The 13,082-nt window shown below is 45.1% G+C and carries 14 protein-coding genes; 12 read left to right on the forward strand and 2 right to left on the reverse strand.

Annotation, left to right across the window (positions count from 1 at the left end):
* Nucleotides 1–14: 14 nt before the first annotated feature.
* A complete protein-coding gene (locus tag KYJ26_RS08535; protein WP_044339521.1) occupies nt 15–470 on the forward strand; it encodes an ACT domain-containing protein in 456 nt (151 codons plus the stop codon).
* Between the two features lie 90 nt (nt 471–560).
* Nucleotides 561–1,412: a prephenate dehydratase gene (gene pheA / locus KYJ26_RS08540; RefSeq protein WP_219166836.1), complete on the forward strand. Its 852-nt coding sequence runs from the start codon at nt 561–563 to the stop codon at nt 1,410–1,412.
* Nucleotides 1,413–1,458: 46 nt separating this feature from the next.
* Here the strand turns inward: pheA and KYJ26_RS08545 are convergent, their stop codons facing one another.
* Nucleotides 1,459–2,037: a transcription repressor NadR gene (locus KYJ26_RS08545; protein ID WP_219166837.1), complete on the reverse strand. Its 579-nt coding sequence runs from the start codon at nt 2,035–2,037 to the stop codon at nt 1,459–1,461.
* A 15-nt stretch (nt 2,038–2,052) separates the two neighbouring features.
* A complete protein-coding gene (locus KYJ26_RS08550; RefSeq protein ID WP_219166838.1) occupies nt 2,053–3,198 on the reverse strand; it encodes an IscS subfamily cysteine desulfurase in 1,146 nt (381 codons plus the stop codon).
* Between the two features lie 120 nt (nt 3,199–3,318).
* On the opposite strand from KYJ26_RS08550, the gene nadB reads away from it, so the two are divergent.
* The 10 genes from nadB (at nt 3,319) to KYJ26_RS08600 (ending at nt 13,074) form a co-directional block, all read left to right on the forward strand.
* Entirely contained in the window at nt 3,319–4,908 is a 1,590-nt protein-coding gene (gene nadB / locus KYJ26_RS08555) for an L-aspartate oxidase (RefSeq protein WP_219166839.1), read from the forward strand.
* Nucleotides 4,877–5,740 carry a carboxylating nicotinate-nucleotide diphosphorylase gene (gene nadC / locus KYJ26_RS08560; RefSeq protein ID WP_219166840.1) on the forward strand — a complete coding sequence of 288 codons (864 nt, stop codon included), beginning with the start codon at nt 4,877–4,879 and terminating at the stop codon, nt 5,738–5,740. Before nadB ends, nadC begins: the two co-directional genes overlap by 32 nt.
* Nucleotides 5,724–6,830: a quinolinate synthase NadA gene (gene nadA, locus KYJ26_RS08565; RefSeq protein ID WP_219166841.1), complete on the forward strand. Its 1,107-nt coding sequence runs from the start codon at nt 5,724–5,726 to the stop codon at nt 6,828–6,830. The genes nadC and nadA overlap by 17 nt, the downstream gene beginning before the upstream one ends.
* Nucleotides 6,831–6,989: 159 nt before the next feature.
* Nucleotides 6,990–8,495, forward strand: a complete 1,506-nt coding sequence (gene safA / locus KYJ26_RS08570; protein ID WP_308807553.1) for a SafA/ExsA family spore coat assembly protein — start codon at nt 6,990–6,992, stop codon at nt 8,493–8,495.
* Nucleotides 8,496–8,601: 106 nt separating this feature from the next.
* Nucleotides 8,602–9,471, forward strand: coding sequence for a phosphotransferase (locus KYJ26_RS08575; RefSeq protein WP_219166843.1), 870 nt, complete (start codon nt 8,602–8,604; stop codon nt 9,469–9,471).
* A gap of 102 nt (nt 9,472–9,573) precedes the next feature.
* Nucleotides 9,574–10,311, forward strand: coding sequence for a YhcN/YlaJ family sporulation lipoprotein (locus KYJ26_RS08580; protein WP_219166844.1), 738 nt, complete (start codon nt 9,574–9,576; stop codon nt 10,309–10,311).
* Between the two features lie 162 nt (nt 10,312–10,473).
* Nucleotides 10,474–11,022, forward strand: coding sequence for an intercompartmental signaling factor BofC (locus KYJ26_RS08585; protein WP_219166845.1), 549 nt, complete (start codon nt 10,474–10,476; stop codon nt 11,020–11,022).
* A 211-nt stretch (nt 11,023–11,233) separates the two neighbouring features.
* A complete protein-coding gene (ruvA, locus tag KYJ26_RS08590; protein WP_219166846.1) occupies nt 11,234–11,845 on the forward strand; it encodes a Holliday junction branch migration protein RuvA in 612 nt (203 codons plus the stop codon).
* A gap of 24 nt (nt 11,846–11,869) precedes the next feature.
* Nucleotides 11,870–12,871 (forward strand): Holliday junction branch migration DNA helicase RuvB, encoded by a 1,002-nt coding sequence (ruvB, locus tag KYJ26_RS08595; protein WP_219166847.1) that lies wholly within the window; start codon nt 11,870–11,872, stop codon nt 12,869–12,871.
* Nucleotides 12,868–13,074: a DUF2905 domain-containing protein gene (locus tag KYJ26_RS08600; RefSeq protein ID WP_219166848.1), complete on the forward strand. Its 207-nt coding sequence runs from the start codon at nt 12,868–12,870 to the stop codon at nt 13,072–13,074. The genes ruvB and KYJ26_RS08600 overlap by 4 nt, the downstream gene beginning before the upstream one ends.
* Nucleotides 13,075–13,082: the final 8 nt, after the last annotated feature.

A 13,082-nucleotide genomic window follows, 5' to 3' on the forward strand; every position in this document is an offset into this window, starting at 1 on the left:
TGGAGGAATAGTCATTGGGGAAAAAATTTCAAGAAGGCAAGTTCTACTTGGTACGTGAAGACGTGCTGCCGGAAGCGATGAAGAAAACCCTGGACGCTAAGGAATTAATTGAAAGGGGCAAGGCGGATTCAGTATGGGAAGCGGTCCACCGCGTCGATTTGAGCCGAAGTGCCTTTTATAAATACCGGGATACCGTGTTTCCATTCCACACAGTGGTAAAGGAACGGATCATCACGCTCTTCTTTCATTTGGAGGACCGGTCTGGGACACTGTCTCATTTATTAAGTGAAACAGCCAAGCATGGTTGTAATATTCTAACGATCCATCAGACGATCCCGTTGCAGGGTAGAGCCAATGTGACTCTCTCATTGAACGTGACGGACCTTACGATCGGATTGGAGGACTTACTCTCAAAGCTAAGAAGATTAGAATTTGTGGAGAAAGTAGAAGTGTTGGGTTCTGGAGCCTGACGCTTCTTTTTTTATAAGAAATCCTTCCCCTTTCCACCTATCCGTGTTAGAATGTTCAATAAATTTCAAAAGAGCGAGAGGAAGATCGGATTGAAAATTGCATACTTGGGACCACAGGCTTCCTTTACAGACTTAGCAGTCAAGAAGGCTTTTCCTGAAGAAGAAACCGTTTCTTACGTAACGATTCCCGATTGCATTGAAGCGGTGATCGAGGGTGAAGTGGATTATGCCGTCGTACCTCTAGAGAATGCCCTGGAAGGATCGGTACATATTACCGTGGACTATTTGTTCCACGAAGCGGATCTGGCCATCGTAGCGGAGTTAACGTCTGCGATACAGCAGCACTTAATGGTTCATCCTGACTGGAAAGGAAGCGGAGAAAATTTACAAAAGATTCTTTCTCATTCTCACGCCCTTGCACAGTGCCACAAATTTCTACATAAGCAGTTTCGTGGAACGGCTCTTGAACAAACGACAAGTACGGCTGCGGCTGCTCAATATGTCAGTGAACATCCTGAGACATATCTTGGCGCTATCGGAAACGAGCTGGCAGCAGAGAAATATGGATTGAACATCCTGCACGAAAACATCCATGATTTTGCCTATAACCATACAAGATTCATTGTACTACATAAAACGGTCGATCCTTTGGCCATTCCCCAGGAAAAAAGCATGGAGAAGACGACGTTGATGGTGACCCTTCCGAAAGATCGTTCAGGTGCGCTCCATCAGGTCCTCTCAACTTTCGCCTGGAGGCAATTGAACTTGAGCAAAATTGAATCAAGACCGCTGAAAACAGGATTAGGGGATTATTTCTTCTTAATTGATGTGGCCCATGAAATGGATGATGTCCTACTTCCCGGGGCCATCAGTGAAATGGAGGCTCTCGGCTGCAAGGTGAAAATGATCGGTACATATTCTTCATACTTGCTCGATAAATGAAAAAAGGCAGGATCCTGTTGGATTCTGCCTTTTCTTATGGCCACTGTCAATGTTCACTCTGAATCAAAAAGCCCGCTTCCTCTAGCGCATGTTCTGCTTTATCAAGTTTTTGCTCCGTTTGGGCCATTAATGTATGTAAATGGACACCATCGGTTAATTCGGAAAGAAAGGCTGCACCTGTTTCTTCAATCTTCTTCATGAATTGCTCGACTTCCTTACGGTTGGATACCATGATGGAAGCGGTAAGGTCGCCGTAAACACCGTGTTCGATCCTGACGTCTTTGACGGTGACTCCGTGATCTACAAGTAAGAAGAGTTCTTCTTCTGATCGATCGGGTGAATGCTTGCAGGCAACCGTCCTTTCTATCAAGAAATCCTTATTTGAGGCAGGCATATACAAATAGCCCTGACTCGTGGCTATAATGGGTTCACCCTTAGCCTTTAGTAGTGTAATGTCACTTACGATTACTTGTCGGCTCACATTGGTTTCCTTGGCGAGGTCACCACCTGTGATCGGTGCCTGCTCCGTGATGAGCTTATCGAGGATGACCTGTCTTCTTTCTTCCCCGAGGATTTTTTTTCCTGCCAACGTTATCTCCTCCGTCCAATTGATATAGGAAATCATACCATAACCGGCGCTTCAAGTTAAGGCTGATGTATGGGCTGCATGGATGTCAGATAATAGGTGCGCGAGTGCCACTGCCTGTTCTGTACTCGTGTCCCTTCCGAATGAAATCCGGATAAATTCTTTTCCTGCTCTTTGACTGACACCCATGCTTTGAAGTGTCTTAGACATATCCTGTGATCCTGCACTACAGGCACTGCTGGTGGATATGCACATGCCGTGCCTGTTGCACTCAAGCATGAGCCATTGCCCCTCGATGCCGTGAACACCAAGGCCGATGACGTGTGGCAATTGAGCATGCATGGGACCTTCATAAAGGGTATAGAGACCTTGTAATCGATCGTTTAGTTGTGTTAAAAAAACCGTTCTCAAATTTTGATAATGAAGTGTTGCAAAGGACTCAATGTGACTCCCTGCAGCCGATACAAATCCCGCTATTCCCGGTAAATTCACCGTCCCTCCCCGGAATCCATCCTCATGGGTCTGTCCAGGGATCATGGGGGTGACGCCCAGGGCCGGATTGATATACAGTGCACCTACCCCTTTAGGACCGTAGATTTTATGAGATGAAATGGTAAAGCTGTCGACTGCGGAGGTGAACTCCGTAAGGTCTATTTTCCCGAACGATTGAACCATATCACTGTGAAAGAGGATGTCACGGCTTCTCAGTAAATCCTTGATGGCATGTAGAGGCTGGATCGTTCCGATTTCACCGTTTACGTGGCCGATGCTCACGACGGTCGTTTGGTCCGAAATAGATGCTGTTAATCGGTCAATATCGATTAACCCTTTAGAATCCAGAGGAACCTTCGTCACCGAAAAGCCGAGATCCTGAAGGAAGCCTGCAGAAGAATGCAGGGATGAATGCTCCGCTCCCCCGATGATGATATGTTTTCCTTTCGTCCGTCTACTTAGGGCAAGTGTGACGAGAGCCAGATGGTTCCCTTCCGTCCCTCCGGAGGTGAAGTAGATTCCTTTTGCCGGTACACCGAGCATCGCCGCCAATGTTTCCCTGCATTTCGTAAGGAGATTTTGGGCTTTTCCCCCGATATCGTGAAGGCTGCTCGGATTACCCCAGAACTCTTCACTTACCGTTTGATATATACGTAAACTCTCAGCATCAACAGGAGTCGAAGCAGCGTAATCAAAATAGTTCATCATGTAACCTGCCTTTATTTAAATTATCTGAATATATGAGTCTTGTAAAAAACTCTTGTCATTAGTTTAAATATGTGTAAATATATGTGTCAAGACACCTGTAAATAATCAGGAGGGTTTTTGATGCAAAAAGCCGATATTATTATCGTTGGAAGTGGCATTGCTGCACTGCAATTGGCACGCCGGCTTCAAGATCTTTTTTATGTGATGATTATCACAAAGGATGAGATTAAAAGTGGCAACTCGTACCTCGCTCAAGGAGGTATTGCTGCACCTTTAGGGTTGAAGGATTCTGTCCATGCCCATTTTAAAGATACATTGGAAGCAGGACGCTATCATCAGGATGAAGATGGCGTGAAGCGACTCATAGAAGATGGAAAAAGAATGGTGGAATCACTTGTGAAAGATGGTGCCCCATTTGATCGAAAAGAGAATGGTAGCCTGTCTCTTGGAATGGAAGGTGCCCACAGCGAACATCGCATTCTTCACAGTGGTGGGGATCAGACAGGGAAATACTTAGTGGAATATTTGTTGAATTCCCTTTCAAGGGAAAAGGTCGAATTCGTAGAAGGAGAAATGGTTTACGAGCTTGTCAAGGATGACAGGGGCCAATGCTGTGGGGTGAAAACGAAGGATAAGGAAGATAGCATCCATCATTATTATGCTCCCCATGTCGTTCTCGCCACTGGAGGGATCGGTGGTATATATCCTTCTACATCCAATCATCCTGCCGTTACCGGGGATGGGATGGCGCTAGCCTTTCTTGCAGGGGCAAAGCTATCAGATATGGAATTCATTCAATTTCATCCGACTCTGCTTTGGCTGAACGGGAAAACATGCGGACTCATCTCAGAAGCTGTAAGAGGGGAGGGTGCCCTTCTCGTAAACGATGAGGGGAATAGGATCATGAAGGGAGTCCATCCCCTTATGGAACTTGCTCCCCGGCACGTTGTGGCTGAGTGCATTTACAAAGAACGTCAGATGGGAAGAAATGTGTACTTGGATATTAGAAGAATAGAAGATTTCCCCTTGAAATTCCCTTCTATTTCCAGTTTATGCTTGAAACATGATATTTCAATCGAGGACGGGGTGATTCCTGTTTCGCCAGGTTGTCATTTTATCATGGGAGGTATCGTGACGGATGATGTAGGACGGACCAATGTCCCCGGGCTGTATGCCATTGGAGAGGTTGCGTGCAGCGGTATTCACGGAGCCAATCGACTGGCAAGTAATTCATTACTGGAAGGATTGGTGTATGGTGACCGACTGGGGGATTTCTTACTGGCAAAGGGTGCGGAATGCTCCACTCATCTCACTCCCCCTGTTGATGAAGTGAAAGAGGGAATATCGCTTTCCGTTCCTTTCCAAACGGATGATATAAGAGCAGGAATGATGAATGGTGTTGGAATCATCCGGAATGATGAAGATTTGCTTACTCATTTGAAATGGTTAAAGAATCAGCCGCTTACATTTCAAGAGCACCTGGATTTTAATTCACGAGAAGAAATTCAGACGTACTTCATGTGGATCGTCAGCAGAATGATCACAGAGTCAGCATTATTACGGACTGAAAGCAGGGGAGGACATATCCGGGCGGATTTCCCGAAGGAAAATAACGATGAATGGTTCAAACGAAAAATCATTCTCCAAAACAATGAAGGTCGATTGAGGGTGGAATATCATGAACAAAATGAAACTAAAATCTATGCTTGAAGGGTTTTACCGGGAAGACCTCGGGGACGGGGATCTGTCATCTGAGATACTGTTTAGAAAAGGTCATGAAGGATCCTTTTCCCTTTTGGTGAAAGAGAATGGGATATTTTGTGGCAGGGATGTAGTGGAAATCGGGTTTTCTTTGTTTGACCCTTCGATTCAGGTTCAGTTGTATGTGGAAGATGGGGATTACGTGGAAGAAGGACAAAGGATTGCTGATATTAAGGGTCCCATGGGGGATTTACTGCAAGGGGAAAGAGTAATCCTGAATTTGATTCAGCGCATGAGCGGAATTGCAACAGAAACGCACCGTGCCGTCGAACTGGTAAAGGGCACAGGGGTAAGGCTCTGCGATACGCGGAAAACGACACCGGGATTACGGATGCTTGAGAAGTATTCCGTCAGAATCGGTGGTGGTTTCAATCACCGTAATGGTCTCTATGATGCCATCATGCTAAAGGATAATCATATTTCCTTCGCAGGCTCCATCAAAGAGGCAGTCAGGCAAGTGAAAAATCAAATCGGTCATATGGTGAAAGTGGAAGTGGAAATTGAAACAAAAGAGCAGTTGATGGAGGCAATCGAAAGCGGGGCTGATGTCATCATGTTCGATAACTGCAGCCCGGACACAATCAGAAGGTGGGCTCCCCTTGTGCCTTCTCATATTGCGACTGAAGCATCGGGGGGAATTACGAGGGAGAATCTAAGGGCTTATGCGGAAACAGGAGTTCAGTATATCTCCCTTGGATATTTGACGCATTCCGTGAAATCACTTGATATTAGTGCAAAAGCAGGAGTAGGGAAGGGGTTTGAACATGGGATTATTGGATGAATTAACGAAAGAAACGGGCGTTTTACCTGAGTCGATCACGAGCCTTTCTACCGATGAGATGGAAAGCAGAGTAAGGGAAATCAAGCAGCAAATGGGGAAGAAGCTTTTCATACCCGGGCATCATTATCAAAAAGACGAAGTGATTCAATTTGCTGATGCCGTGGGGGATTCCCTTCAGCTCGCCCAAATATCGGCGGAGAATAAGGAAGCGGAATATATCGTGTTTTGTGGTGTGCATTTTATGGCAGAAACGGCCGATATTTTAACGGAAAATCATCAAGCGGTCATTTTGCCTGACATGAGGGCAGGGTGTTCCATGGCGGATATGGCGGATATTTATCAGACTGAAAGAGCATGGCAAAAGCTGATAGAAGTCTTCGGAGACAGTATCCTCCCCCTTACCTATGTTAATTCGACTGCAGCGATCAAGAGCTTTGTAGGGGAAAATGGAGGAGCTACGGTTACGTCATCCAACGCTCATAAAATGGTGAAGTGGGCACTTTCGGAGAAGGAGCGAATCCTATTCTTGCCTGACCAGCATTTAGGACGTAATACGGCTGCCGACCTGGGAGTACCCTTAGATGAGATGGCTGTCTGGGACCCCATTCAAAACGAACTAATTTATGATGGTGACGTTGAAAAAGTAAAGGTGATCCTCTGGAAGGGTCATTGCTCGGTGCATGAGAATTTCACAGAGAAGAATATAGAAGACATCCGGCATAATCATCCTGACATGAAAATCATCGTCCACCCGGAATGCCGACGCGAAGTAGTCGAGCAGTCCGACTTGAATGGAAGCACTAAATATATCATAGAAACGATTGAACAGGCTCCACCCGGATCGTCCTTCGCAATCGGGACGGAAATGAATCTTGTCAAAAGATTAATGAATCAGCACCCCGATAAAAAAATCGTTTCACTGAATCCATATATGTGCCCGTGCTTGACGATGAATCGAATTGATTTACCCCATCTCCTTTGGTCATTGGAAAACATAATGGAAGGAAATCCTGAAAATATCATCAAAGTGGATGAAGTTGTTTCAGAAAATGCGATTTATGCATTGGAACGCATGCTGGCCCGTGCTTAAAGCATAGAAGAAATCATATGGAACAAGCTGAAATATACCGTCCCCATCCGAGGGACGGTATATTTTTTTTTGATATCTCATAAGTTTTTATGTAGATGATTAGCAATTTGCCTATCTTGTCATAGGATATATAGACTTATGCCTGAGGAGGGAAACAGAGTGAAAATCCATATTGTTCAAAAAGGGGATACTCTTTGGAAAATCGCCAAGAAGTATGGCGTGAATTTCGAAGAATTAAAACAAATGAATGCCCAGCTTTCAAACCCTGATATGATCATGCCTGGCATGAAAATTAAAGTGCCTACTGCGGGCGGAACCGTAAAGAAAGAGACACAGATCAAATACGGATCCAAGGAAATGCCGAAGAAGGAAATGCCAAAAGCCGAGCATCCTTTCAAGGAACAGAAGCCCATGGCCATGCCAGTGCAAGAAGCAAAGAAAGAAATGCCAAAAGAAGTTCAAAAGCCATTTACGCCAAAAATGCCTCAACCAGTGGTCCCGGAAATTGACATCAATAACTACTACATGATGAACATGGCAAATATGCAAGTTCAGCAACCGAAGCAACAGGCAAAACCAATGCCTAAACCCAAAACACCGCCTAAACCTACCAATGTACTCCCTAAAGCGAAAGAACAGCCAAAGCCAAAACAAGAAGCCGTAAAAGGTGTTCAAGAGGAAGAGAGCTTACAGATGCCATCACAACCACAAGGAGGGAACACCCAGCCTATGTATAATAACCCGAATAATTGTGTACCTGTATCACCTGTCATGCCAGGGTCAGGATTCTGTCCGCCGCACGGTATGCACCCGGGAGCAGGATATGGAATGCCGATGGGTCAGGGTATGCCTATGGGCCAAGGAATGCCGATGGGACCAGGCAGTCAGGTACAAGGTGCACAAATGATGCCTGGAATGCAGAACATGCCGATGATGCCACAAATGGGATATGAGGAAGAATCTTCTTCAGTCATGCCTTACATGCCGCATGCACAGATGCCGATGCAAATGCCGATGCAGCAACCAATGCAAATGCCGATGCAACAGCCGATGGGTCAGCCATCCGGCGTCATGGGTGCATCTGATGAGAACTATCCTTCTGTTCAAATGCCGCAGCAGCAGGCACCGTATATGCCGTATCCAGGAAACTGTTACCCAGTTTCCCCAGTCATGCCGGGACCTGGATTCCATGGTGGCATGCCGGGCGGATATCCAATGGGACCAGGAGGCCAGGTACAGGGAGCAATGTCTGAAGAGTCTCCGAGCGGTTATCAAATGCCGATGGGTCAGCCGACTGGAGTGATGGGAGCCCAAATGCCGATGGGTCAGCCATCCAATGTAATGGGAGCTAGTGATCAAGGCGATTGCGGATGTGGCGGTCCTCAATATGGTCCAATGATGCATCAACCAATGATGCCACAACAAATGCCACAAGGAATGCAACAGCAGCCAGGATTCGGTCCAGGAATGATGAACCAGGGAATGCCGGGTCAAGGAATGCAAGGGATGCAAGGGATGCCTGGTCAGGGAATGCCAATGTGGCCACAGGGTCAAGGAATGCCAATGGGACCTCAAGGTCAGGGAATGCAGATGGGATCACCGGGAATGTTTGGTCCAAGAGCATTTAGCATGCCAAATTACAATGACGATGATTTTGAGGGATAATATGCTCGCACGAGGGGACGATTATTCACATCGTCTCCTTTCTTTTTTGCAATATAAATTAAAGGATCCCGGTGCATCTTTGAAAAGTATAAAAGAAGGAAAGTGGATGCTTAAAAGCCATGGCATGAAGTGGTTTGTGAAACGTTTTCCCAGCCAATTGAAATTCTTGCTCCAGGAACGGTTGATTTCAACCCTGATACGGGAAAGGTTCTATCATGTGCTTCCGTTTCATCCTATTCATGACAAAGAGATATTATTATTTGAAGGAATGCCAATCGGAATCACGACATGGTTGGATACGGCTGGTCCAATCAGCTATGATCAACGTAATGACCGGGAAGACACATTAATGGTTCTGAAGAAATTCCATGCTATTTCCAAAACAATCAGGGGTTCCTGGACAGAAGAGGTCCCACAGTATCGATGGTTAAAAAAATGGAAAAAGCGAATGCTGCAGTTTCAATATAATCTTCCCTACTTACAGGCATTCATTCAGCCTTATTATTTGTATACTTATTTAGAATGGGGCAGATGGGCATTAAAAGAATTGAAATCCATCGGTGTCCATGAAAATAGTGACTGCATCACTCATGGAGATGTGGCGCATCATAATTTCTTGAGAGGGAAAACCGGAATTGTGTACTTAATTGATTTTGATCTTATGTCCCGTTCTACGGCCATGACGGATGATCTTCAATTTTGCAACCGGATTTCCCCTTATTTAAATTGGTCATTGAGTGAAATCAAAAAGATGACGTCCTTTGATACCTATCATGATAACCTCATTTTTTATATTGGATTGATGTATCCATCGGATGTATTTAGGGAATGGAATCGATTCATCAGGGAAGATCAATATTACAAGCAGAATGTGTGGGGATATTTAACGGATTTGACTCTTCAACAATTCCACATGAGGATGCAATTCAATCAGGAGCTACATGGGGAAGTGAAGAGAATCAATAGCCAATTGTAGGGGATGTCTCCAAACATTGTTCGAATGATTTGATTCCTCTTTTCACAACCTAATGGTGAGCAGATATTATGCTCAAAGTTTGGGTTGAAGGAGGAATCACCATTGAATAAACGATTATTCATGGTACCGTTAACAGCCGTCATGACCCTGGGTCTTGCTGCATGTAATAGTGGAGAAGAAAAAGCTCAAGACCGTTATACAGACTCCTACGAGCCACTCGGCTTCTACTCCAACGATGGACACGGGGGAGACAACCGGGATGAGAGGGACGGACCTCTAACTGAAATGTATGATCATTCTGTTGGAAAAGAAGGGCAGGATATCCGTCAGAAGAAGCGCCAATTCTTACAAGTGAGAGATGAGAGCGGAAATCCAAAGAATCCTTCACGGCCGCTTGCCAATTATGATGAGAATTTCTTAGCAAGGGATGGCCGTGCGAGCCACGGAGATGCCAATTATCACGGTCATCTTGATGATAATACCCGTGACGCAAGGAGATCGTATTATACAGCATATGAAGGAGATCTGGCTGAGAAGATAGGGGACGTGACAGGGAATGTCAAGAATGTCAGTGATGTTCGTGCCGTCGCCTATGGTTCGGATGTCCTCATAGCAATAGAAGTGGATGACCATAGTAAAGCCGAGGAAACAAAAGCCCGTGTGAAAGAAGCAGTACAGCCTTATCTCCATGGAAGAACGGTTTCTGTGGTGACAGATGAGGGAACATTCAGTCGGGTGAGAAACATTGATAATGATTTACGTGACGGTGGTCCAAGGGAAGCAATCAACTTTGACATTCATGATATGTTCCGATCAGTGAAGGACCGCATGAGCCGTTAATGAAAGTGGGCTGCTTAAAGAAACGTTTCTTTAAGCAGTCTTTTTTTTTGAAATCCGGGAAAGTCCGTCCCTAAAAAGTTTGAAGGAGTTTGGATATTCTTAACAGGCTTTGGCAAGACTAGTGGATAGAGATTTACATAAATCAAGTTCGAGGTGATCACGATGACGATGAAGGTTCGAATCGTGTTTATGGTGTTGTTGTTAGTCGGTGCATTTTATTTCACGTTTTTTTATACGGAGGAAAAGCAGGCTGCTGACGGCAGTTCCCTGGAGACACTGAACGATACGCCTGCTGAGGTCGCATCTGCCCATACGGTCACGGTTATACTGGAGAGAGTATATCTGGATGGTGAAGTGAGCGAGGAAATCGTTCAGGAAACGATTTGGAGCATGGAAGACTTTTGGGCTGCATATGATGATTGGCAGCTGATGGATATGACGGAAGAACAAATCGTGTTCCAGAAAAAAATGGATGATATTTCACCCCTTTTAAAAACCAATGGATACTTCGGTATATCTGATAAAGGTGTACTGTCTATATTCAACGGCAAACCTGGACAGGCGGAGATCATTCAGTCCTTCTTTCAGATAGACGTAGAGAAGCTTGAGAGTAAACGCCATGATGATCTTGTCAAAGGCATCCCCATCAAGTCGAAGCAGGAGTATGAAGAGGTGCTCGAACAATTTAAGGCCTATTCCGTTCCTAAATAAGAATGAAAACCAGTGCATAGATCACTGGTTTTTTTATTGCTGAATTTCCCCTGCCCAAGAATAACGATATTTGTTAAAATTAGAACAAGTGTTTCTCTTTGATCTCTCTTTCCCATCCCTTTAAATAGTGATATGATACAATAGATTTTATATGTCCATTGGATGGTGGATGAGTGACGAAACAGTGAGATGTAAATAGGGAGAGAATGGAATGTATGAATATATAAGAGGGACAGTCAGTCAAGTGGGTCCAGAATACGTAGTGGTGGAGAATAATGGAATAGGCTATCAGTTGTATACAGCCAATCCTTTTGTTTATTCAAAATATCAGAATCAAGAGATTCAGATTTTTACATATCAGCATGTGAGAGAAGATCTTATTGCCCTTTACGGGTTTCTTGCCATTGAAGAGAAGCTGCTATTTATGAAACTATTAAATGTTTCAGGGATTGGTCCAAAGGGAGCTTTGGCGATTTTGGCATCAGGCGCCCCTCAGCAGGTGATTTCAGCCATCGAAGAAGAGAATGAAAGCTTCCTGACAAAGTTTCCCGGTGTCGGGAAGAAGACTGCCCGTCAAATGATCTTGGATCTAAAAGGAAAGCTTCAGGATGTTGTTCCGGATTATTTTCCCAGTCTATTTTCGAATCATGAGGAAACAGCAGTATCAAGCGTGGAGGACGAGGCCTTTGATGAAGCAATCCTTGCCCTTAAAGCCCTTGGCTACTCTGAACGTGAAATAAAGAAAATCACTCCTAAATTGAAAGGAGAAGGGCATTCTTCAGACGAAATCATCCGAAAAGCCCTTCAACTTTTATTGAAATAAAGCCAAAGGAAGGAGGAAGTCTAAATGGAAGACAGAATCGTATCAGGCGAATCAGAATTAAATGAAGATTCCTTTGAATATTCCTTGCGCCCTCAGACAATAAAACAATATATAGGGCAAGATAAGGTGAAGCATAACCTGGAGGTTTTCATCGAAGCGGCAAAGATGCGGGAGGAAACTCTCGATCATGTCCTGCTTTACGGTCCACCCGGGTTGGGTAAGACAACCCTTGCCGCGGTCATAGCCAATGAAATGGGAGTGAATCTGCGGACCACTTCAGGACCTGCCATCGAGAGGCCGGGAGACTTGGCAGCGGTACTGACGGCACTTGAGCCTGGTGATGTATTGTTCATCGATGAGATCCACAGGCTGCCCAGGGCCATAGAAGAGGTTCTTTATCCGGCCATGGAAGACTTTTGTCTGGATATCGTCATCGGGAATGGTCCCAGTGCACGATCAGTCCGTTTGGATCTCCCTCCTTTCACGCTGGTGGGGGCGACGACCCGTGCCGGGGCACTGTCGGCTCCGCTTCGAGATCGATTTGGTGTTTTATGCCGGTTGGAATATTATAATGAAGAGCAGTTGAACGAAATTGTTCAGCGGACCGCTGCCATATTGAACACGAAGATCGAAGCGAAGGCTTCTGAAGAATTGGCCCGGAGATCAAGAGGGACACCCCGAATCGCCAATCGATTACTCAGAAGGGTAAGGGATTTTGCCCAGGTGAAAGGGAATGGTGATATTACCACCTCACTTTCAAGGGAAGCCCTGGAACTTCTTCAAGTCGATAAGCTGGGTCTTGATCATATCGACCATAAGCTTCTTAAAGGTATCATTGAACGCTTCAGGGGAGGACCTGTGGGGCTTGATACCATCGCTGCAAGTATCGGTGAGGAGTCCCATACGATTGAAGATGTTTACGAACCGTATCTATTACAGATCGGGTTCATCCAGAGGACACCAAGGGGAAGGGTCGTCACACATCTTGTATATGACCATTTCCAATTGGAGGTGCCGAACAAATGACCGGATTGCCCAAGTTCGTCATGATCATCGGTGGAATCATACTGGTGATTGGCTTCCTCATGCAATTCATTAAAATAGGGAAGCTCCCTGGTGATATTATCATCAAAAAAGAAAACACAACATTTTATTTTCCACTTATGACTTCTATTCTGATTAGTGTTATACTTTCCGTTATCTTTTATATAATCGGGAGATTCAAATAGGACTCAAT

This window comes from Rossellomorea orangium, assembly GCF_019334305.1.
Lineage (GTDB): Bacteria > Bacillota > Bacilli > Bacillales > Bacillaceae_B > Rossellomorea.